The following is a 19,311-nucleotide window of genomic DNA, read 5'->3' on the forward strand; positions in this document are numbered from 1 at the left end:
GTGCTCGCTGTAGGCCTCCGGCGCGACGATCCAGGACACCTGCGGCAGCGTCCCGTTCGCCACGTCCCGCCGGAAGTCGGCCAGCAGCGCCTCGGGGGAGCGGTCCTGCTTGAGGATCTCGGTGCCGGTCTTCGCCCGGTCCGCCAGCGGGCTGCCCGGCTGGGCGTTCTGGTACTGGTGGAAGTAGAGCAGCGAGTTGTCCCCGTAGTTGCCGATGAACGGGTCCCCGGTCCAGCCCCAGTAGCCGTCGGCGGTCAGCCCCAGGCCGACGTCCTGGTAGACCTTCCAGGACACGCCCGCGCGCTCCAGCCGCTCCGGGTAGGTCGACCAGTCGTAGCCCGCCTCGGCGTTGTCGATCACCGGGCCGCCGGCCCTGCCGTCGTTGCCGACCCAGCCGGTCCACATGTGGTAGCGGTTGGGGTCGGTCGAGGCCAGCACCGAGCAGTGGTAGTTGTCGCAGACGGTGAAGGCGTCGGCGAGGGCGAAGTGGTACGGCAGGTCGCCGCGCGTGTGGTGGGTCATCGTGACCACGCCCTTGTTGGGCACCCACCGGTCGTACCGACCGCCGTTCCAGGCGCCGTGGGTGTCGGCCCAGCCGTGCGGCGGGTCGGGCAGGAAGGTCTGCCCGAGGTCCGGCACCTCGGGCCGGAAGGGCAGCAGGTCGGCGGAGCCGTTCGGCTGGTGCCAGACGCTCCGGCCGGAGGGCAGCGTCACCGGGTGCGGGTCCGCGAAGCCCCGAACCCCACGCAGGGTGCCGAAGAAGTGGTCGAAGGAACGGTTCTCCTGCATGAGGATGATGACGTGCTCGACGTCCTCGATCGAACCGGTCCGGTTGTTCGCCGGGATGGCGAGGGCCTTGCTGAAGTCCACCGGCAGGGCGGCCGCCGCCACCGGAGCGCTCATCATCTTCAGGAATTTTCGACGGTCGACACTTGCCATGACAGAGCACCACCTGACTGACGCCGAACAATTGGCGGGTGCACGCTATTGGCGCCAGATGGACCTGACGTGTCCGGAACGCGAGCGTCGCGCCAACGGCGGACAGTAAGATCCACGCACCCTGGCGAGCCCTTCGCCTCCGCCCCTCCGGAGCCCGCATGTCCGAGTCTCAGGACGCCACCGTCCCCGACGTACCCGAGGTCGGCCGGCCCCGGCGGCGCTGGCTGCTGCCCGCGGCCGGGCTCGCCGCGGCCCTCGCGGTGGCGCTCGCCGTGGTCGTCGTGACCGGGCCCGATCCGGAGCGACCGGCGGCCCGGACCGTCGCCGCGCCGACCTCGCTGCCGCCGACCATCGCGGCCGCCACCCCGAGCGCCGCTCCGGTCCTGGCCGGCCCGGCGAGCCCCACGGCCACGCCCGCCCGCGCGTCGACCCCGACGCGGCGGCCGGCGCCGGCCCGGTCGACCGCGGGTGCCGCCGCGCGGCCCCGCGCCACGACAAGCCCCAGGGTGAGCTGCACCCCGGCCGGCGTGGTGGACGTGGTGCAGGTCTTCACGTACGGCGAGGTGAAGGTCGCGGCCCGGACCGACGGCGAGTGGACCGACCAGCTCTGCCCGGGCGAGCGCATCCGGGTCTTCTGGGCCACCTATCGCCGCACGGCGGACGGTGGCGCGACGCTGTACCGGTCCCAGGTGCGCTACCTCGAGCGGTCGGCGCCGACCTGGACCATGCGCCTCGTCCTGCCCGACACCTGCGGGCCCTGGTACGTGGCGTCCGGCGCCTGGAGCATCCCGCAGACCTTGAAGCCGGGTGTGGTGCCGTTCGGCCGCGGCAAGCTGAACTGGGACACCGGCGAGAACTGCGGACCGGTCTGACGGGAACGAGGGCGGCTCGGCGCCGGAGTGGCGAGCCGCTCAGTGACCCATGGGTTGCGTGGCGGAGTGGAGTGCGGCCAGCAACGCCCGTGGCCGTGGATCGGGCAGAGTCGTGCGCGCCTCGTTCATCGCGTAGGAGAAGCCGACCCCACCGCTCGGCCAGGCGCCGTGCCGGGATCCGCCGGCGCCGGCATGGCCGAAGGCGTCGCCCGGCGGCCCGAAGATTTCCAGCTCGGTGTTGAGCTCGAATCCCGTTCCGTACGCCATGGGTGCTTCCCACAGCGGTTCGGTGCCGCGCCGCAGCAGGCGCCGGCCCCGGTCCACCGTGGCCGCGGCGAGGACGCGCACGCCGTCCAGTTCCCCGCCCGCGACGAGGCACGCGTAGAACCGGGCCATCGATCGGGCGGTGGTGAAGGCGCCGATGGCGGCCAGTCCGGCCCGCCGGAATGCGGCGCTGTTCCAGATCTGCGGCGCTCCGTGCACGACGAGCGGGTTGTGCGTGAGGACGCGCAGCGGGTCGCTGCTGTCCGGCCGGGGGTCGAGGAGCAACCCGGGCCCGGCCAGCATTGTCGACGCCCGCCCGTGGTGCTCGTCCGGCAGGCCGATCCAGGTTTCCAGCCCGAGGGGACGGGCGAACTCGTCGGCGAAGAACGCGCCGACGCCGCGGCCGTCGACCCGGCGGACCAGTTCGTCGGCGAGCCAGCCGTAGGTGAGGGCGTGGTAGATGAAGGCCGCGCGGGGGTCGGTCTCCGGGGCCTGGGCGGCCAGCAGGGTGGCCATCGTCTTCTGGTCCAGCAGGTCGTCGGTGGTGACCGGTTCGCGCACGCCGGGCAGCCGGCACTGGTGCGACATGATGTCGGCGACCGTGATCGCCGCCTTGCCGGCGGCGGCGAACTCGGGCCAGTACCGGGCCGCGGGCGCGTCGAGGTCGAGCTGGCCGCGCTCGACGAGGAGCAGGACGCAGGCGGCGGTCAGGCCCTTGGTGCCGGAGAAGATCAGTTGCAGCGTGTCGGCCTGCCACGGGCGGCCGGTGGTGGGATCGGCGACCCCGCCCCACAGGTCCACGACCAGACGGCCCCGGTGATACGCCGCGAACGCGGCGCCCACCTCCCGGTGCTCGGCGAAGTTGCGCTCGAACGCCTCGGCGACGCGCTCGAAGCCGGCGCCGACGTGTCCGTCGGTCGTCATGCCGGCTCTCCTTCGCGACCGGTGGCGACGGCGAGCAGGTCCAGGGCGGCCTGCTTGGCGTAGGCGGCGGTGCGGCCGTCGGTGTCGTGGTGGTCGGCGACGACGGTGGCGCCCACGATGAGCATGAGCAGCTGGCGGGCCAACCGCTGCGGCTGGTCGCTGCCCGCCCGGGTGGCGATGTCGGTCAGCAGGGTGAGGTAGCGCCCGAGGTGCCGGGCCGCCGCGGGACGAGCGGGTGCGCCGTGTCGCTGGGTTGCGGCGTTGACGATGGCGCAGCCCCGGAACTCCGGCTCGGCGTACCAGGTGGCGAGGGCGTCGAAGATGGCGGCCAGTTCCGCCGCGGGCTCCGGGCCGGCGGCGTGTGCCGCCTCGGTCAGCCAGCGCACGACCCGGTCGCTGCGCGCGGCGAGCACGGCGTCGACCAGACCTTCCTTCGAGCCGAAGTGCCGGTAGAGGGTCTCCTTGGAGGCGCCGACCGCCGTACACAGTTCGCTGACGCCGACGCCGTCGAGTCCACGTCGGTAGAGCAGGTCGGTGGCGGTGGAGAGGAGGGCTTCCCGGGTGCGTCCCGGGTCGAGCGGTGTTCCCTTGGCAACGGGCATGGCGAAGATGGTACCGATCGGTTCGATTGCTGGCCAGCATCGTCGTACCGATCGGTTCCATCTTGGAGATCCGTGACCGTCCACATGGCGGTGACGGGACCGGGCGGGACCCGCCCGGAGCCGGCTCACCGCAGCGGGCCGTCTCCCGGGCCGTTCGGGTCGTCGACCAGGTGCATGGCGGCCTCCTCGGCGCTGGCCGCGCCCCCGTCGATGCCGGCGTCCCAGGCCACCGAGTCCGCCTGCTCGTCCGCACCGAGGCCCGCGTCGTCGGCGACCAGGCGTCCCGTCCGCGCCTCCCGCTCGTATCCCCGGCGGGTCAGCTCGTCCTCGTCGTCGGCCACCTCGGCGTACGGGTCGACGTCCGGCTCCGGCTCCTCCTGGGCGAGCAGTTGCGCGAGCGACTCGCCGGCCCGCTCCTCGGCGGGGGTGGTGCCGAACCGGTTCGCCGCCGTCCAGTGGTCGGCGGCGACGATGCCGGTGTCGAGGGGGTCGCCGATCCGGTCGTCGTCCAGCGTGTCCGAGGCGTCCAGGACGCCGTCGTCCTCGGCCATGTTCCACTCGTCGGCGATGTCGGTGCGCTCGGTCTGGCTCATGGCGATCCCTCCCTGGTCAACGCCCTCCGCTGCCACCCCAGCCTAGAACCGCCGCCCGGGTCGGTGACCCACGGGTGGCCGGTCACAACTTCCGGCCGCGGGCGTCGCGGGCGACGATCCCGTCCAGGCGTGTCCCGGGGGCCAGCACCCCCGGGTCGAACCAGAAGACCACCAGTCGCGGGTCCTCGCTCCACCGGGCCAGCCGGGCCTCGACGTGGCGGCCGTCGACGGTGCCGACGATCCGAGCGGCCGGCCCGACGAAGTACCCGAAGGTGGGTACGGGGGCGTCGGCGGGCACCCGTTGCTGGTCGTAACCGATCTCGTGGAAGCCCGGCCGGCGGTCGCTGCCCGCCACGTCGTTGACCAGATAGTCCGAGGTCAGCTCGCCGGCGGGGGACCGCCGGCCGGCGACCAGGCCGATCGTCACCCCGGGCAGCTCGGGCACGTCGACGGGGACGAGGTAGAACACCCGCTCGTCGGCGCCGTACCGGATACCACTGCCCACCACGGCGCCGACGCCCCGCGAGCGCGGCCGGCCCAGGTGAGGTGGGCGACGGCGCGTGGTGGGGGGTCGGCCGGCGATGGTGCTTTAGTAGACGCCATGCCCAACCCCGCGATCCTCACCGTCGACGACGACCCGGCCGTCTCCCGGGCGGTCGCCCGCGACATCCGGCGCCGCTACGGCGACCGCTACCGGGTGGTGCGGGCCGACTCCGCCGAGGCGGCGCTGGACGCGCTGCGCGAGCTGAAGCTCCGCGGCGAGCAGGTGGCGGTGCTGCTCGCCGACTACCGGATGCCGCAGATGAACGGCATCGAGTTCCTCGAGGCCGCCATGGACCTCTTCCCGGCCGCGCGCCGGGTCCTGCTCACCGCGTACGCCGACACCGACGCCGCGATCAACGCGATCAACGTGGTCGACCTCGACCACTACCTGCTCAAGCCGTGGCACCCGCCGGAGGAGAAGCTCTACCCGGTGCTGGACCAGCTGCTGGAGGCGTGGACGGCCGGCGCCGCCACGGCCACCGCCGACCTGCGCGTGGTCGGGCACCGCTGGTCGGCCCCGTCGTTCGCCGCGCGCGACTTCCTGGCCCGCAACCTGGTGCCGTTCCGCTGGGTGCTCGCCGACGAGCCGGAGGGCGCCGAGCTGCTGGCGGCGGCGGGGGTGACCGCGAACGACGTACCCCTGGTGGTGACGGCCGACGGCAAGTCGCTGGTGCAGCCGACGACGGCCGACCTGGCCGCGCAGGTCGGGCTGGCCACCACGCCGGCCGCGGACTTCTACGACCTGGTGGTGGTCGGCGCCGGCCCGGCCGGGCTGGGCGCCGCCGTCTACGGCGCCTCCGAGGGGCTGCGGACGGTGCTCATCGAGCGTCGGGCCACCGGTGGGCAGGCCGGGCAGAGCAGCCGGATCGAGAACTACCTCGGCTTTCCGGACGGGGTCTCGGGCGCCCAGCTCACCGACCGCGCCCGCCGGCAGGCGGTGCGGTTCGGCGCCGAACTGCTCAGCGCCCGCGAGGTGGTGTCGCTGGAGGACGCCGGCGGGGCGCGGGTGCTGCGGTTCGCCGACGGCAGCAGCGTCGCCGCGCACACGGTGGTGCTCGCCACCGGCGTCTCCTACCGGATGCTGCCCGCACCGGGGCTGGCCGAGCTGACCGGCCGGGGCTGCTTCTACGGCTCGGTGGCGAGCGAGGCGCCGAGCTGCTCCGGGCAGGACGTCTACATCGTCGGCGGGGCGAACTCGGCCGGTCAGGCCGCCGTGCACTTCTCCCGCTACGCCCGCCGGGTGCACCTGGTGATCCGCGGGGACGACCTGACCCGGTCGATGTCCAGCTACCTGATCGAGCAGATCGCCCGGATCGACACCATCGAGGTCCACCCGCACACCGAGGTGGTCGGCGGCGCCGGGCAGGAGCACCTGGAGGAGGTGACCCTGCGCGACACCCGCACCGGCGAGACCCGGTGCGTCGACACCTCGTGGCTCTTCGTGTTCATCGGCGCGGAGCCGCACACCGACTGGCTCGACGGCGCGGTCGCCCGGGACGGCCGGGGCTTCGTCCTCACCGGGCCGGACCTGACCCGCGGGGGGCGCCGGCCGGCCGGCTGGGCGCTGCCGCGCGACCCGTACCACCTGGAGTCCAGCATGCCCGGCGTCTTCGCCGCCGGTGACGTGCGGGCCGAATCGGTCAAGCGGGTGGCCTCGGCCGTGGGCGAGGGCGCCATGGCGGTGTCGCTCGTGCACCGCTACCTGGAGGCACAGTGAGCGCGAGGAGTGAGCCGGGTTTGCGAGCCCCGCAGTCGCGAACCAGGGAGGCACAGTGAGCGCGAGGAGTGAGCCGGGTTTGCGAGCCCCGCAGTCGCGAACCAGGGAGGCACAGTGACCACCGAATCCGACCGGCTCACCCCGGACGACCTGCGCGGCCTCTTCCTCTTCGAGTCGCTCAGCCCGGACCAGTCGGCGCACCTGGCCGAGCACGGGCGGGTGGAGCACCGCCGCGCCGGCGAGGCGGTGTACGTCGAGGGAGAGCCCGCCCGCTGCTTCTACGTGCTGCTCGACGGCACCGTGACCATGCGCCGCCGGGTCCAGGGCGACGACGTCGAGCTCACCCGGACCAGCCACCGCGGCGTCTACGGCGGCGCGACGCAGGCGTACGTGGGCGACCTGGCCGAGCAGCGCTACCTGAACAGCCTCTTCGCGGTGACCGACTGTGACGTCTTCGCCCTCCCCGCCCAGATCATCGCCGACGCCATGCGCAGCTGGTTCCCGATGGCCACCCACCTGCTCGAGGGGCTGTTCATCGGGATGCGCAACACGCAGACCATCGTCGGCGAGCGGGAGCGGCTGCTGGCCCTGGGCGCCCTCTCGGCCGGGCTCACCCACGAACTGAACAATCCGGCGGCGGCCGCGGTGCGGGCCACCTCGGCGCTGCGTGGCCGGGTCGCCAAGATGCGGCACAAGCTCGCCATGATCGCCGACGGCCGGCTCGACGGCCGGCGGCTGCACGATCTCGTCGCGTTGCAGGAGGAGGCGGTGAAACGGGCCGCCGCCGCGCCGTCGCTGACGCCGCTGGCCGCCAGCGACGCCGAGGACGAGCTGGCCGACTGGCTCGACGAGCACGGCGTCCGGGGCGCCTGGGAGCTGGCCCCGACGCTGGTCGCCGGGGGCATCGACAGCGGCTGGCTGGGCCAGGTCGACGCCGCGGTCGGCGCCGACGACCTGGAGTCGGCGATCCACTGGATCACCTACACCATCGACACCGAACTGCTCATGGGCGAGATCGACGACGCGGTCACCCGGGTCTCCGGGCTGGTCGGCGCCGCGAAGCAGTACTCCCAGCTGGACCGGGCGCCTTACCAGACGGTGGACGTGCACGACCTGCTCGACGCCACCCTGGTCATGCTCCAGGCCAAGATCCCGCCCGGCGTGCGGGTGGTGCGGGAGTACGACCGGACCCTGCCGGCCGTTCCCGCGTACGCCGCCGAGCTGAATCAGGTCTGGACCAACCTCATCGACAACGCGCTCGGCGCGATGGCCGGCAGCGGCACGCTGAGCATCCGGACCGGCCGCAAGGAGGACCGGCTGATCGTGGAGGTCCGGGACACCGGCGGCGGCATCCCGCCGGAGATCCGGCCGCGCATCTTCGAGCCGTTCTTCACCACGAAGCCCGTCGGCGAGGGCACCGGCCTCGGGCTGGACATCTCCTATCGGATCGTGGTCAACAAGCACCACGGCGACATCCGGGTGCAGTCCGAACCCGGCGACACCCGGTTCGTCGTGCTGCTGCCGCTGACGCCGGCCTGACCGGTCGCCTCAGAACAGCGTCGACGGGGCGACCGGCACCGGCTCGGGCAGCGGCGCGACCTCGGGCAGGCGGGCCCGGACCTGGTCGTGGAAGCGGCGGGCCAGGTCGGGCGCGTCGGCGTTGTCCGGGGTGTGCACGAACACGGTGGGGGAGCGGCCCTCGCGCAGCCAGCCGGTCACCACGTCGAGCCACGGCTGCCAGCCCTCGACCGTCCGCGCCGGGTCGTCCCGGCCGAGGTAGCGGACGATCGGCCGGTCGGTCAGCGCGCGGGTCCGCAGTGGCGTGCGCGGCTTCTTCAGCCACGCCTCCCGTTCCGCGTCGCTGGTCGGCGGGGTGCGGAAGAACGCGGTGGTGTCGAACGGGATCCACTCCGCGCCGACACGGGCGAGCGTGTCCTCCAGGGCGCGGATCGCGCCGGGGTCGGTGAAGAACGCCGGGTGGCGGACCTCGACGGCGTACCGGTGGGTGGTGGGCAGGCCGCGCAGGAAGCGGGCCAGCGCGGGCACGTCGCCGGGGCCGAACGAGCCCGGCAACTGCACCCAGAGGGCGTGCGCCCGCGGGCCGAGGGGTTCGACGGCGTCCAGGAAGGCCCGCAGCTCCGCCTCGGCGCCCGTGAGCCGGCGCTCGTGCGTGACGGCCTTCGGCAGCTTCGGGACGAAGCGGAAGCCGGGGTCGGTCTGCCCCGCCCAGGACGCCACCGTCTCCCGCGTGGGGGTCGCGTAGAAGGTGGTGTTCCCCTCGACCGCCGTGCACCATGCGGCGTAGGCGCGCAGCCGCTCGTGGGCCGGCAGCGGGTGTGCCAGGAAACGCCCCTGCCAGGCCCGGTGTGTCCACATGGCGCAGCCCACGTGCAGGCGCATCCGACCCCTCCCACCGCTCGACACCCCGGCGCGGCCCTCCGCGCCGCGGCTACCGTATCCGGGCGTGGACGCTCCCGCCGGGTCCGTCGGGGCGGTCGCCGGCCAGGAGGAGCCAGCGCCGTCAGGCGCGACCGGTGCCGTCCGCGAGCAGCCGGCGGCGTTGCTGTTTCACGAGGTAGAGCCGCTGGTCGGCGACGTGCAGCAGTCGGTCGAGGGTGTCGCCGTCGTACGGGGCGGTGGCCGAGCCGACGCTGACGCCGGCCAGCCCGCGTACCGCCGCCTCGATCCGGGCCGCCGCGGCCCGCGCCGACTCCCGGTCGGCGCCGCTCAGCACCACCACGAACTCGTCGCCGCCGACCCGGGCGACGGCGTCCTCGGCCCGCAGTTCGTTGCGGGTCACCGCCACGACCCGGCGGAGCAGGTCGTCGCCGGCGGCGTGCCCGAGGCGGTCGTTCACCAGCTTGAAGTCGTCGAGGTCGAGGCAGAGCAGGGACGGGCCGGGGCGGCAGCCGGCGTGGAACAGGAACGTCGCCAGCTCGGCCAGGCCACGCCGGTTCAGCGCGCCGGTGAGCGGATCCAGGGACGCCAGGGCGCGCAGCTGGGACCGCTGCCGGGCGAGGGTCCGCGTCTGCGTGGAACAGACCGAGACCAGCACGAGCATGCCGGCCAGGTAGACGAACACGTGACCGGTGGGGGCCGGCGGACCGGCGACGGCGACGGCGACGTACGACCCGACGGTGAGCACCTCCAGCCCCACCATGAGCCGCAGGTGCGGGGTGGAGTTGGCGACGAAGACCGCCGTGGTCACGAACCCGAGCGCGGCCGGCGAGGTCACGCCGCCGTCCCAGTACGCGCCGAGCGCCGCCGACACCAGCGTGATCATCAGGAGGGTGAACGAGACCCGGTAGCCGGAGGCCTTGGTGGTCACCCGGGTCGCCGCCCACGTGCCGATGGCGCCCGCGGCCAGGCCGCAGCCGTACGCCGTGAGCATCAGCGACCGGTGCGGCGCGGTGAGCGTCATGAGGCAGTAGACGACGGCGACCGTGTGGGAGACGGCGTGCAGCGCCGCGCTGACCAGCGTGCGGCGGCGGCGCTCCCTCATCCCACCGTCCACCGTGCCCCCGACATCGGTCCGTGCGCGCCGGTGCGGGCACCGCGTCGTCCGGCCGGAGCGAACGCGCCGACCGCCAATGTGGACGCCACTCGGATGAGGCAGCTCGCCACGTCGAAATTCAATGACCTGCGTCAACCGGCAGTCAAGAGACGAGTCGTTAACTATCTGTTCATATTACCGACGGGTACGCCCAGGTGACACTGAGCTGACGGCGGCGCCGGCACCGCGGGGCGCCGACGCCGTACCGTGCCGTTGTCACCGCTTGGCGTGTTCCTTGGCCATCTGTGGCTGTTCACCCTTGCCGACCCGCCGCAGCGCGTCGCGCAACTGCTGCTCGGTCATCTTGGAATTCCCCTCGATGCCCGCGCTGTGGGCCTGCTGCCGCAGCTCGTGCAACCGATCGCGGTCACCCATGTCGAGCTCCCTCCGTGGGTGGCGCGGGCGACTCCGCGCGCCACTCCGACGTCGGCTTCCCGGGCCGGCCGGGAACAAACGGCCTCAGCCCCCACCGTGCCGGCCGCCGTCGCGGGGGATGACGCTGAACTGGCCCTGGGACTCCATCCGGACCTCCGTGACATCGGTGAGACTCCCGACGCCCTGCTTCAGCAGCACCCGCAGGAGGAAGAACAGCACCAGGTAGATCACGCTGCCCCGCACCGCGATCTCCCACAGCGGCGTGTCGGGGACGAGCAGCTTCGAGAAGTCGCTCACCCGGCGCGCCTACCCGTCCTGCCCGTGCGTACACAGCCCGGGACCGCGAACGCCGGCGGGGCGGCGTGCGCCGACGTGAGGTCGGCGTACGCCGCCCGCGCTGGTCCTGGCGGTCGCCTCGCGGCGACGTCGTGGCCGCCGGTGGATCCTCCTCAGAGGCTGCGGGCGACGATGTCGCCCTGGGCGGTGGTCGCCTGGATGTTCAGGTCGGCGGCGCCGGTGTTCTTCAGCGCGTTCTCGATCCGGCCGTAGGTGGTGCCGGCGTCCAGGGAGGCGGAGACGCCGCGGGCGGCGCCGACCGACACGTCGCCGGCCTGGGTGCGCAGCACGACCGTGCCGCGCACGGCCTCGGCGACGCGGATGTCGCCCTTCGCGGTGCTGATCTCCCCGGGGCCGTTGAGGCGGCCGACCGAGACGTCACCGGCGGCCGTGGTGAGGCGGACGCTCGCGGCCTCGTCCAGCTTGATCGCGCCGTGCGAGCCCTCGAAGGTGACGTCGCCGAACCGCCCGACGGCCCGGAACTCGGCGCTGGCCGCCTTCACCGCGACCTGGGAACCGGCGGGCAGTTGGACCGTCACCTCGATGAATCCGGAGCTTCCGAGGATCTGGTTCTTCGCCGTGGCCTCGATCCGCAGGACGCCGTCGCGGTATTCGACCCTGGTCTGCTCCGCCACCTTCACGTCGCGGCCCTTCGAGGCGTCCGCCGGCAGGACCTCGACCGTGGTGTCGGCCCGGTCGGCGGCGATGAGCTGGACGCGCCCCGCGGGGATGTCGAGGACGGCGGAGATCGGGGCGGGGGTGTCGAACTTCTGCATCGTGCTCTCCTCTTACGCGTTGTTTCTGATACCGGAAACGCTACGTTGCGTTCACGGATCCCACAACGACGTCGTTGCGTACCGACGGCATATCCGCAGCTCAACGGCTGAAAATCGTTGCAACAGTCCTGGTTTTAACGCAACGAGAGGTGTCGCGCCCGTTGCATTGGGCGGAGAATGAACGCTATGCTGCAGGCAGCTAGGGAGCGGGGAGGGAGATCGCGATGCCGGGAGGCAGGCTCACCCAGCAGGAACGCCAGCAGATCGCGCTGGGGTTGGCCGACGGGCTCGCGTACGCGGAGATCGCCCGACGTCTCGACCGCCCCACCTCGACGATCACCCGCGAGGTGCTGCGGAACGGCGGCCCCACCGCCTATCGTGCCGACCTGGCCCACCGCGCCACCGAACGCCGCGCCCACCGGCGCCGGCCGGCCACTCCGCGCGGGCCGCAGGCGCCCCAGCACGCGAACGGACGCGACGCCGAGGCCGTGCGCGAGTACGAGGAGGCGTTCACCACCCTCCTCATGCAACAGGGCCTGCCCAAGATGATGTCCCGGGTGCTGACCTGCCTCTACACCACCGACGCGGGCAGCCTCACCGCGTCCGAACTCGTCCAGCGCCTCCAGGTCAGCCCGGCGTCCATCTCCAAGGCGATCACGTTCCTCGCGAGCCAGGGCCTCATCCGCCGGGAACGCGACGAACGCCGCCGCGAGCGCTACGTCGTCGACGACGACGTCTGGTACCAGGGCATGATCGCCGGCGCCCGATCCAACGCCCAGCTCGCCGAGACCGCACGGGAGGGCGTCAGCATCCTCGGCCCCGACACCCCGGCCGCCGCCCGCCTCGAGAACATCGCCCGCTTCGTCGACTTCGTCGGCGAGAGCATCATCCGGGCCGCGGAGCAGGCCCGCGAGGTCCTCTACACGAAACCCGAGGCGACCCCGGGCGGCGCCGCCACGCCAGGTTCCGGTCGCGGATAGGCGGCGCGGTCACGGCTGGAGGGTGTCGGGCGTCCAGGCGGACACATCGGAGGCAGCCAGTTCCGCCCGTACCCGCACGTACCGGACCCGGTGCCGCCAGCGCCCGTGCTCGTACGCCGCGTCGGCCTCCACCTCGACGACGAGGTCGTGGCGCACCGGCGTGTACGGCAGCGGCGGCGCCGGGTTCAGCTGGCCGGTCCACCCGCCGGGCAGCGGCTCGGGCCAGGGGTGGTGCTGCGCGGCGGCCGGCCGGAGCAGCCCGGCGAGTTCGCGGCGCTGCTGCCGGCGCAGCGGGTGGGTCCGGCCCAGGTAGCGCAGGCGACCCCGGTCGTCGCACCGGCCGACGAGGAGTGTCTCCGGGTCGGCCACCGGGCCGGTGACCCCGCCGACGAGGGCCTCCACGGTGTGGTGGGCGCGGACCTTCTGCCAGGCCCGCCGCCCCGGCTCGTACCGGCCGTCGCACCGTTTGACGACGATTCCCTCGACGCCGGCGTCGGTCCAGGTCCGGAGCCACTCCCGGGCCTCCGCGAGGTCCCCGGTCTGCGGGCAGAGCACGAGTCCCGGGGGTGCGTCGGCGAGGAGTCCCGCCAGCCGGTCCCGCCGCTCGGCCAACGGGCGGTCGAGAAGCGGTTCGCCGCCCGGGCCGCTGAGCAGGTCGAAGGCCACCAGGTGCGCGGGATGGTGCTCCGCCAGCGCGGCCAGCCGACGACCGGCGGTCACCCGCTGCTGGAGCAGCGCGAAGTCGGTCCGGCCCTCCGCCCACACGATCAGCTCGCCGTCGAGCACCGTGCCGGCGGGCAGTGACCGCAGCGTCCCGGTGACCTCGGGGAAGTAGCCGCTGAGATCCCGGCCGGCCCGGGACTGGAGGCGCACCCCGGCCGCGTCGCGGAACGCCAGGGTCCGCCAGCCGTCCCACTTCGGCTCGTACGCCAGGTGCGGCCCGGTGGGCAGCTCCGCCACCGGCGCGGCGAGCATCGGCGTGAGCGGTGGACGCAGCATGGGTCTCCGTGGCGCGGATCCGCCCCGGCGGTCGGCCCGGGACGAGGGGGCCAGGAACGGCCCCCGGTCGGCTCCGGCGCGGTTACCCGGGCAGCGGCCCGGCGAACGTCCGGCGCCGCCGACAGGCCGTCCGGACCGCGCAGCCCCGGGACGGTCCCGACGAAACCACCCGGCGCGGCCGGTCAGACGCCGGACGGCCAGGTCTCGGGCTCGGCGGGCACCGGCCGGGTGGGCAGCGGCCGGACCGCGCGGGAGGTGTCGAACCAGCAGAAGGCGTCGTAGCGTTCCCCGAGCACGGTGGGCACGTAGTTGCCCGGGCTCTCCCGCCCCGGCCGGTAGACCACGCCGATGGCCCGGTGGTCGATCTCGTGGGTCAGCAGGTCGGGCCGCTCGTCGCGGGGGAAGACCAGCAGCGCCCGGTCCGGCGCGGCGGCGTGCAGGGCCTCCTCCAGCGAGTGCCGGCGCGCCGGCGGGACGGTCATCGTCTCCATCGGGGCGCCCCAGGCCGCGCCGGCCGTCACCGTGCCGGCGTGGGTGCCGAACCCCACGAGCACCACCCGCTCCGGCCCGTACCGCTCCCGGGCCAGCTGGCCGATGTTGACCGCGCCCGCGTCGGCCATGTCGGTGGCCCGGGCGTCGCCGACGTGGGTGTTGTGCGCCCAGACCACCGCCCGGGCGCCCGGGCCGTAGTGGTCCAGGAGCCGCTCGAGCGTGTCGTCCATGTGCCGGTCGCGGATGTTCCACGACTCCCGCCCGCCCCGGACCATCGCCCGGTAGTAGCGCTCGGCGCCGGCCACCACCTCGGCGTTCTGCCAGGTGCCGAAGCGGCCCGGCCCGTCGGCGGCGGCCCGCTCGCGGAGCCCGGCCAGCAGCGCGACCACCTTGTCCTCGCAGCGGTGCGGGACGAGGCGGGTGGCGCGGGCGTACTCCTGCGGGTCCTCGTCGTACGGCTCGAAGCAGCGGTACGCGGCCAGCGCGGCCGGCACCTGGTCGGGGTCGTGCTCCCGCAGCCAGGTGAGGATCTCCCGGAGCGACTCCCAGAGCGAGTAGACGTCCAGGCCGTGGAAACCGACCCGGCCGGCCTCGTCCACCCGCGCGTTGCGGTCGCGCAGCCAGCGGGTGAAGTCGACGACCTCCTCGTTCGCCCACATCCAGGTGGGCCACCGCTCGAACGCGGCCAGGGCCGCGCGCGGGTCGGCCGGCGCGTCGGGGCGGCAGCGGACGCTGCGGTCCACCCGGTCGCAGTCGGGCCAGTCGCCCTCGACCGCGACGAAGGAGAAGCCCCGTTCCTCGACGAGCCGGCGGGTGACGGCCGCCCGCCAGGTGTAGAACTCGTGCGTGCCGTGGGTCGCCTCGCCGAGCATCACCACCCGGGCGTCGCCGACCCGGTCCAGCAGCGCGTCCAGGCTGCCCGGGTCGGTCAGCGGCGTCGCCAGGGCGGTCACCTCGTCGTCGTAGCGTCCCATCCCGGCGCCGTACCCGCTGCCGCGACCGCCATGCCGCCGGCCGGGAGCGGGCCGGCGCCGGTGCGCCCTACCGGGCGCCCCGCCCGCGTCGCCGGGACGCCGGACCCGGGCCGGACGGCTCCGGGCGCTCGACCCGGGTCGGGTTGCCGCGGACCAGCTCGTCGTGGACCCGCCACCGGTCGGCGGTCAGGGCCCGCCGGGCCGCCTCGTCGGCCTGCTCGAACCGCCGCCGCAGCAGCTCGACGGCGATTCGGCGGTTGAGGCTGAACTGCCGCTCCGTGTCGACCACGACCACCGCGCCCGAGGGGCGGTGGGTGGCGCGTACCGCCGTGCTGGCCTTGTTCCGGTGCTGGCCGCCCGGGCCGCCGGTGCGCACGGCCACCACGTCGACGTCCGCCTCGGTGAACGTCGAGGCCGGGGCGTCGACCTGGCACGGCCGGGCGGTCACGTACCAGTTCTTCCGCCCGCTGCCGGCGCGGTACGGGCTGGGCGCCTGCCAGCACAGGGTGCCGGTCCAGCCGGCGGCGAACGCCGCGGCGTCGGCGCCGGAGATGCGCACCAGCACCGACCGGTAGGTGCCGGGTCGGTCGCCGGGCACGGTCTCGACCCGGCGGGTGGTCAGGCCCCGGCCGGCGGCGTCGGCCTCCAGCCGGGGCAGCAGCCGGGCCAGCGCCCAGGCGCACTCCTGCGGGCCACGCCCGGCGGAGACGAGCAGGTGGACGCTCACGGCCGGCCCCGCCCGCGGCGGTTGTCCCGGCGCTCCGCCCGGGGCGTGGCGCCCAGGTCGGGCGTCTTGTAGGTGACCAGCGGGACGGTGGTGGTCACCGGGGTGGCCAGGTCGTGCGCGACCAGGTCGCCGATCACCTGCTCGATGCGCTTGTAGGCGGTGGGCGCCTCCTCGAAGAGCAACTGGCGGTCGCCGCACACCACGACCGAGCCCAGCGCGGTGCGGCGCAGCTCCTCGACGGTGTGCTTGGCGCGGCCGCGGCGCAGCGCGTCGGCGCGGGACATCTTCCGGCCCGCGCCGTGCGCCACCGAGTGGTTGGCCGCCGGCCCGGCGTGCGCGGCCACCAGGTAGGAGGCGGTGCCCCGGGTGCCGGCGACGAGCACATCCCGGCCGTCACCGGGGGCCGCGCCCTTGCGGTGCAGGTAGCACCCGTCGCGGACCTCGACCAGGTTGTGGCACTGGTCGACGATCGGCGCGGCGGGCTCCGCCCCCAGGGCGTGCGCGACCCGGGCGGCCAGCAGCCGCCGGTTGAGCGAGCCCCAGCGCACGGCGGCGTCGTGCCGGGCCAGGTAGGCGGCCGGGTCCGGGGCGGGGCCGGCGCCGTGCGCCTCGGTGTGCGCCCGCAGGATCCGCTCGCCCAGCCCGCGCGAGCCGCTGTGCACGACGAGGACCAGGTCGCCGGCCTCGAGCCCGAGCCGGCTCGCGTGCTCCGGTGCGAGGACGGCCCCGATCCGGGCCAGCTCGACGAAGTGGTTGCCGCGGCCGACCGTCCCCAGGCCGTCGAGGTGGCCCGCGGGGATTTCGCCGGCCACGGCGGCCCAGGCTGGGTCGTCCGCGTCCCGCTCCGGGTCCAGCGCCCGGTCGAGATCCGGGAACCGGGCGGCGAGCCGCTCGGGTACGGCCCGCCGGAGCGCGATGGGGAACACGGCGATGCCGCAGCCGATGTCGGAGCCGACCAGGAACGGGTAGAGCACGGTCGAGGCCATGGCGGCGCCGATCGGGGCGCCCTTGCCGGGATGCAGGTCGGGCATGCCGGCGACGTGGACCATGCCGGGGAGGGCGGCCACCTGGCGGCACTGGTCGAGGGCGCCGGACTCGATCCAGCTGCCCGGGGAGGCGAAGACGGAGACGGTGGCCGGAGCGGACGGCGGCAGGGACTCCCGCCGGGAGGAATGCGTGGACAAGACGCTCGTTTCTCGCGAAGGAGGGAGGGCGGACGGCGGGGCCGGCGCGGTCGATGCCGCGGGCCCGGAAGCTTCGGTGCGGTCCGTCAGAACGTCATGGGCACCACCATCCCGGAGTCCACGGTGGTCGGCAACCGACTTTCCGCCGGCCCGCCTTCGCGGCGGCCCTCGGAGCCGCCGCGGCGCACCGGCGATGGCTAGGCTGCCGACATGGCAGAGGAGGCCGTGCCGCGCGCGCCCACCGAGGTGGCGTCCGTGCCGACCGGCGATCCGATGGTGGCGGCGGTCCGGCAGGTGCTGGCGGCGATCCCGGCGGGCTGCACCTGGCTGCTGCCGGTACGGGCGCCGGGCGGCGCGGTCGCCGACTTCCTGGTCGCGGCCGCCAGCGCGCAGGGGCGGGACGTCCACGGCCGGGGCGCCGGGCGGGTCGGCCAACGGCTCAGCACGCTGTATCCCGGCATGGTCGCCGGCCCGCTGTGGCAGGCGTACCTCGCGGTGCTGGCCACCGGGGAGCCCGCCCACCTGCCCGACTTCCGCTACGCCGGGCACGGCGCGGGCGTCGTCGCCGACTCCGTCTTCGACGTGAACGTGTACCGGGTGCTCGGCGGCCTGCTGGTCTGGTGGCAGCGGCTCGACGAGGACCGGCGCCGGCTGGCGCGTACGGAGCTGCTGGGCAGCCTCGGCTGGGCGGAGTACGACCTGGTCACCGGCCGCAGCGAGTGGTCCCCCGGGATGTACCGCATCTTCCAGCGCGATCCGGCACTGGGGCCGATGTCCCGGGCCGACCAGGCCGCCGCGCTGCTCCCCGACGACCAGGGCCTGCGCGAGGCCGCCTGGCAGACGCTGGACAGCGGCGCCGCGTCGGACGTCACGGTGCGGTTCCGCGCGGGCGGGAGCGTCAAGTACCTGCGGATCCTGTCGGACGTGGCCCGCGACGAGGGCGGCGCACCGGTGAAGGTCTACGCGGTGGTCCAGGACGTGACCGCCCGGGAGGACTCGCGCAGCGCCATCGAGCAGCTCAGCGACCAGCTGCGGACCCGGGAGACGACGGCGCTGGCCGAGCACCGCCTCGCCGCCCAGCTGCAGAACCTCATCCAGCCGGTGCCCCGCGAGCCGATGTCCCTGGCCGGGCTGGAGGTGCTGGTCGGCTACCTCCCGGCGGAGAGCGCGCTGCGGGTCGGTGGCGACTGGTACCACGCCGAGACACTGCCGGACGGGTCGGTCGCGCTGGCGGTCGGCGACGTCGCCGGGCACGGGCTGGAGGCGGCCAGCGGCATGGCCCACCTGCGCTTCGCCCTGGTCGCCTGGCTCTCGATCGGCATCCGCGACCCGGCGGCGCTGCTCGGGCACATGAACCGGCTCTGCGGCCAGCTCGCCATCACCGGCACCGCGGTGATCGCGGTCTTCGACCCGGCGACCCGCCACCTGGCCTGGGCGCGGGCCGGGCACCCGCTGCCGATGCTGTCCCGGGCGGGCGCGACCGTCGACCTCGGCCGGCCCGCCGGGATGCTGCTGGGCGCCGACCCCGCCTCCCGCTACCCGGTGGTCACCACCGAACTGCGCGGCGACGACGTCCTGCTGTTCTACACCGACGGGCTGGTGGAACGCCGCGCCGGGAACCCGGAGGACCGGTTGGCGGCGGTGCGGTCGGCCCTCTCGCGGCTCTCCGCCCAGCCCGGGGCGCGACCCCTGGCCCGGCTGCGCGACGCGCTGCACCGGCCCAGCCCGGACGACGACACCTGCACCCTGGCCGTCCGCGTGCTGCCCTGACCGTCCTCAGCGGTCGAACGCGGGCGCGGTCACCGGGCCGGCGCCGCGACCGTCAGCCGGCGCCGTCCCCGGGGTGCCGAAGCAGGTCGCCGACGCCGGTCAGCTTCAGCAGGGCGGCCACCGGCCCGGCGGCGTTGACCAGATAGAGCCGGCCGTCCGCGGCCCGTGCCCGGTGGTGCGCGGCCACCAGCGCGTGGATGCCGGTGGAGTCGAGGAACTCGACCGCCGCCAGGTCGACCACCACGACCGGAGCGCCGTCCACGGCGGCCAGCAGTGTGCCGGTCAGCCGCTCCCGGACGGCGAGATCGCACTCGCCGGCCAGCCGGATCACCGTCCGTCCCGGCTCACGGGAGGTCCTCGCCTGGAAGGACGCCATGGCAGCCACGCTTTCTCACCTGGAGCACCGGCCTCGTCGCGCCATCATGTCACCTTCCGATCCCGGTGGGCGACGCGCGGCGTCGATCGGCATCGACATCCGGGCAGCGCCTCCATAGACTCCGATCTTTCTGGTACCACGAGTCCAGGGAGGACCCACGTGTCGAGCGAAACCCGACCGCACGCCGCACCGCCGCTGCTGGCCCGCCTCGCCGGGGTGGCGATGGTCTCCGCCGCGCTGGTCGCCACCGGCGGCGCCGCCGCCCAGCCGCTCGGCGAGCGCGCCGACCCCCCCGGTCGTGAGCTGCACGAGGCC

20 protein-coding genes are annotated in these 19,311 nt (G+C 74.5%); 5 read left to right on the top strand and 15 right to left on the bottom strand.

Annotation, left to right across the window (positions count from 1 at the left end):
- Positions 1-939 (bottom strand): alkaline phosphatase family protein (locus tag ABZV78_RS27480; RefSeq protein WP_355643114.1); only part of this gene is annotated, 939 nt, incomplete at its 3' end.
- A gap of 158 nt (positions 940-1,097) precedes the next feature.
- Between ABZV78_RS27480 and ABZV78_RS27485 the strand changes: the two genes are divergently transcribed.
- Complete coding sequence (locus tag ABZV78_RS27485; protein ID WP_355643116.1) at positions 1,098-1,811, top strand: hypothetical protein; 714 nt, start codon at positions 1,098-1,100, stop codon at positions 1,809-1,811.
- 39 nt (positions 1,812-1,850) lie between these two features.
- Here ABZV78_RS27485 and ABZV78_RS27490 read toward each other — a convergent pair whose 3' ends face one another.
- From ABZV78_RS27490 to ABZV78_RS27505, 4 genes are all read right to left on the bottom strand, one after another.
- Positions 1,851-2,999: a serine hydrolase domain-containing protein gene (locus tag ABZV78_RS27490; RefSeq protein WP_355643118.1), complete on the bottom strand. Its 1,149-nt coding sequence runs from the start codon at positions 2,997-2,999 to the stop codon at positions 1,851-1,853.
- Complete coding sequence (locus ABZV78_RS27495) at positions 2,996-3,601, bottom strand: TetR/AcrR family transcriptional regulator (protein ID WP_355643120.1); 606 nt, start codon at positions 3,599-3,601, stop codon at positions 2,996-2,998. The genes ABZV78_RS27490 and ABZV78_RS27495 overlap by 4 nt, the downstream gene beginning before the upstream one ends.
- Before the next feature lie 125 nt (positions 3,602-3,726).
- Positions 3,727-4,194 (bottom strand): DUF5709 domain-containing protein, encoded by a 468-nt coding sequence (locus ABZV78_RS27500; RefSeq protein ID WP_355643122.1) that lies wholly within the window; start codon positions 4,192-4,194, stop codon positions 3,727-3,729.
- Between the two features lie 82 nt (positions 4,195-4,276).
- The gene (locus tag ABZV78_RS27505) at positions 4,277-4,702 is read right to left on the bottom strand and encodes a hypothetical protein (RefSeq protein WP_355643124.1); all 426 of its coding nucleotides are present in this window, start codon (positions 4,700-4,702) and stop codon (positions 4,277-4,279) included.
- A gap of 93 nt (positions 4,703-4,795) precedes the next feature.
- Here ABZV78_RS27505 and ABZV78_RS27510 point away from each other — a divergent pair, with 93 nt between their 5' ends.
- Together ABZV78_RS27510 and ABZV78_RS27515 are read left to right on the top strand one after the other, a co-directional pair.
- Positions 4,796-6,454 (top strand): FAD-dependent oxidoreductase, encoded by a 1,659-nt coding sequence (locus tag ABZV78_RS27510; RefSeq protein WP_355643125.1) that lies wholly within the window; start codon positions 4,796-4,798, stop codon positions 6,452-6,454.
- A gap of 114 nt (positions 6,455-6,568) precedes the next feature.
- Complete coding sequence (locus ABZV78_RS27515) at positions 6,569-7,993, top strand: ATP-binding protein (protein ID WP_355643127.1); 1,425 nt, start codon at positions 6,569-6,571, stop codon at positions 7,991-7,993.
- A gap of 9 nt (positions 7,994-8,002) precedes the next feature.
- Here the strand turns inward: ABZV78_RS27515 and ABZV78_RS27520 are convergent, their stop codons facing one another.
- The 5 genes from ABZV78_RS27520 to ABZV78_RS27540 form a co-directional block, all read right to left on the bottom strand.
- Positions 8,003-8,830 (bottom strand): DUF72 domain-containing protein, encoded by an 828-nt coding sequence (locus ABZV78_RS27520; RefSeq protein ID WP_355643146.1) that lies wholly within the window; start codon positions 8,828-8,830, stop codon positions 8,003-8,005.
- A 145-nt stretch (positions 8,831-8,975) separates the two neighbouring features.
- On the bottom strand, positions 8,976-9,956 hold the full coding sequence (locus ABZV78_RS27525; RefSeq protein WP_355643129.1) for a GGDEF domain-containing protein: 981 nt from the start codon (positions 9,954-9,956) through the stop codon (positions 8,976-8,978).
- Positions 9,957-10,223: 267 nt separating this feature from the next.
- Complete coding sequence (locus ABZV78_RS27530; RefSeq protein ID WP_355643131.1) at positions 10,224-10,382, bottom strand: hypothetical protein; 159 nt, start codon at positions 10,380-10,382, stop codon at positions 10,224-10,226.
- An 84-nt stretch (positions 10,383-10,466) separates the two neighbouring features.
- Positions 10,467-10,679 (bottom strand): hypothetical protein, encoded by a 213-nt coding sequence (locus ABZV78_RS27535; RefSeq protein ID WP_355643132.1) that lies wholly within the window; start codon positions 10,677-10,679, stop codon positions 10,467-10,469.
- A gap of 152 nt (positions 10,680-10,831) precedes the next feature.
- Positions 10,832-11,494 carry a DUF4097 family beta strand repeat-containing protein gene (locus ABZV78_RS27540; RefSeq protein ID WP_355643134.1) on the bottom strand — a complete coding sequence of 221 codons (663 nt, stop codon included), beginning with the start codon at positions 11,492-11,494 and terminating at the stop codon, positions 10,832-10,834.
- A 224-nt stretch (positions 11,495-11,718) separates the two neighbouring features.
- Here ABZV78_RS27540 and ABZV78_RS27545 point away from each other — a divergent pair, with 224 nt between their 5' ends.
- Positions 11,719-12,474, top strand: coding sequence for a helix-turn-helix domain-containing protein (locus ABZV78_RS27545; protein WP_355643136.1), 756 nt, complete (start codon positions 11,719-11,721; stop codon positions 12,472-12,474).
- A 9-nt stretch (positions 12,475-12,483) separates the two neighbouring features.
- On the opposite strand, the gene ABZV78_RS27550 is transcribed toward ABZV78_RS27545, so the two are convergent.
- The 4 genes from ABZV78_RS27550 to ABZV78_RS27565 form a co-directional block, all read right to left on the bottom strand.
- Entirely contained in the window at positions 12,484-13,473 is a 990-nt protein-coding gene (locus ABZV78_RS27550) for an ATP-dependent DNA ligase (protein WP_355643138.1), read from the bottom strand.
- A 182-nt stretch (positions 13,474-13,655) separates the two neighbouring features.
- Positions 13,656-14,837, bottom strand: coding sequence for an erythromycin esterase family protein (locus tag ABZV78_RS27555; protein WP_355643148.1), 1,182 nt, complete (start codon positions 14,835-14,837; stop codon positions 13,656-13,658).
- 169 nt (positions 14,838-15,006) lie between these two features.
- Positions 15,007-15,666: a peptide chain release factor H gene (gene prfH, locus ABZV78_RS27560; protein ID WP_355643140.1), complete on the bottom strand. Its 660-nt coding sequence runs from the start codon at positions 15,664-15,666 to the stop codon at positions 15,007-15,009.
- Positions 15,663-16,850 carry an RNA ligase RtcB family protein gene (locus ABZV78_RS27565; protein ID WP_355643142.1) on the bottom strand — a complete coding sequence of 396 codons (1,188 nt, stop codon included), beginning with the start codon at positions 16,848-16,850 and terminating at the stop codon, positions 15,663-15,665. The genes prfH and ABZV78_RS27565 overlap by 4 nt, the downstream gene beginning before the upstream one ends.
- Positions 16,851-17,060: 210 nt before the next feature.
- Here ABZV78_RS27565 and ABZV78_RS27570 point away from each other — a divergent pair, with 210 nt between their 5' ends.
- Positions 17,061-18,620, top strand: coding sequence for a SpoIIE family protein phosphatase (locus tag ABZV78_RS27570; protein WP_355643144.1), 1,560 nt, complete (start codon positions 17,061-17,063; stop codon positions 18,618-18,620).
- 52 nt (positions 18,621-18,672) lie between these two features.
- On the opposite strand, the gene ABZV78_RS27575 is transcribed toward ABZV78_RS27570, so the two are convergent.
- A complete protein-coding gene (locus ABZV78_RS27575; RefSeq protein WP_355643150.1) occupies positions 18,673-18,996 on the bottom strand; it encodes an STAS domain-containing protein in 324 nt (107 codons plus the stop codon).
- Between the last annotated feature and the right edge of the window lie 315 nt (positions 18,997-19,311).

Origin of the sequence: Micromonospora sp. NPDC004540 (assembly GCF_040610095.1) — a bacterium.
Lineage (GTDB): Bacteria > Actinomycetota > Actinomycetes > Mycobacteriales > Micromonosporaceae > Micromonospora.

What these genes read in the sequence shown, in the direction of transcription:
- ABZV78_RS27485 (WP_355643116.1), top strand. Translation starts at nt 1,098, where the DNA reads ATGTCCGAGTCTCAGGACGCCACCGTCCCCGACGTACCCGAGGTCGGC.
- ABZV78_RS27490 (WP_355643118.1), bottom strand. Translation starts at nt 2,999, where the DNA reads ATGACGACCGACGGACACGTCGGCGCCGGCTTCGAGCGCGTCGCCGAG.
- ABZV78_RS27495 (WP_355643120.1), bottom strand. Translation starts at nt 3,601, where the DNA reads ATGCCCGTTGCCAAGGGAACACCGCTCGACCCGGGACGCACCCGGGAA.
- ABZV78_RS27500 (WP_355643122.1), bottom strand. Translation starts at nt 4,194, where the DNA reads ATGAGCCAGACCGAGCGCACCGACATCGCCGACGAGTGGAACATGGCC.
- ABZV78_RS27510 (WP_355643125.1), top strand. Translation starts at nt 4,796, where the DNA reads ATGCCCAACCCCGCGATCCTCACCGTCGACGACGACCCGGCCGTCTCC.
- ABZV78_RS27520 (WP_355643146.1), bottom strand. Translation starts at nt 8,830, where the DNA reads ATGTGGACACACCGGGCCTGGCAGGGGCGTTTCCTGGCACACCCGCTG.
- ABZV78_RS27525 (WP_355643129.1), bottom strand. Translation starts at nt 9,956, where the DNA reads ATGAGGGAGCGCCGCCGCCGCACGCTGGTCAGCGCGGCGCTGCACGCC.
- ABZV78_RS27530 (WP_355643131.1), bottom strand. Translation starts at nt 10,382, where the DNA reads ATGGGTGACCGCGATCGGTTGCACGAGCTGCGGCAGCAGGCCCACAGC.
- ABZV78_RS27540 (WP_355643134.1), bottom strand. Translation starts at nt 11,494, where the DNA reads ATGCAGAAGTTCGACACCCCCGCCCCGATCTCCGCCGTCCTCGACATC.
- ABZV78_RS27545 (WP_355643136.1), top strand. Translation starts at nt 11,719, where the DNA reads ATGCCGGGAGGCAGGCTCACCCAGCAGGAACGCCAGCAGATCGCGCTG.
- ABZV78_RS27550 (WP_355643138.1), bottom strand. Translation starts at nt 13,473, where the DNA reads ATGCTGCGTCCACCGCTCACGCCGATGCTCGCCGCGCCGGTGGCGGAG.
- ABZV78_RS27555 (WP_355643148.1), bottom strand. Translation starts at nt 14,837, where the DNA reads ATGCTCGGCGAGGCGACCCACGGCACGCACGAGTTCTACACCTGGCGG.
- ABZV78_RS27570 (WP_355643144.1), top strand. Translation starts at nt 17,061, where the DNA reads ATGGCAGAGGAGGCCGTGCCGCGCGCGCCCACCGAGGTGGCGTCCGTG.
- ABZV78_RS27575 (WP_355643150.1), bottom strand. Translation starts at nt 18,996, where the DNA reads ATGGCGTCCTTCCAGGCGAGGACCTCCCGTGAGCCGGGACGGACGGTG.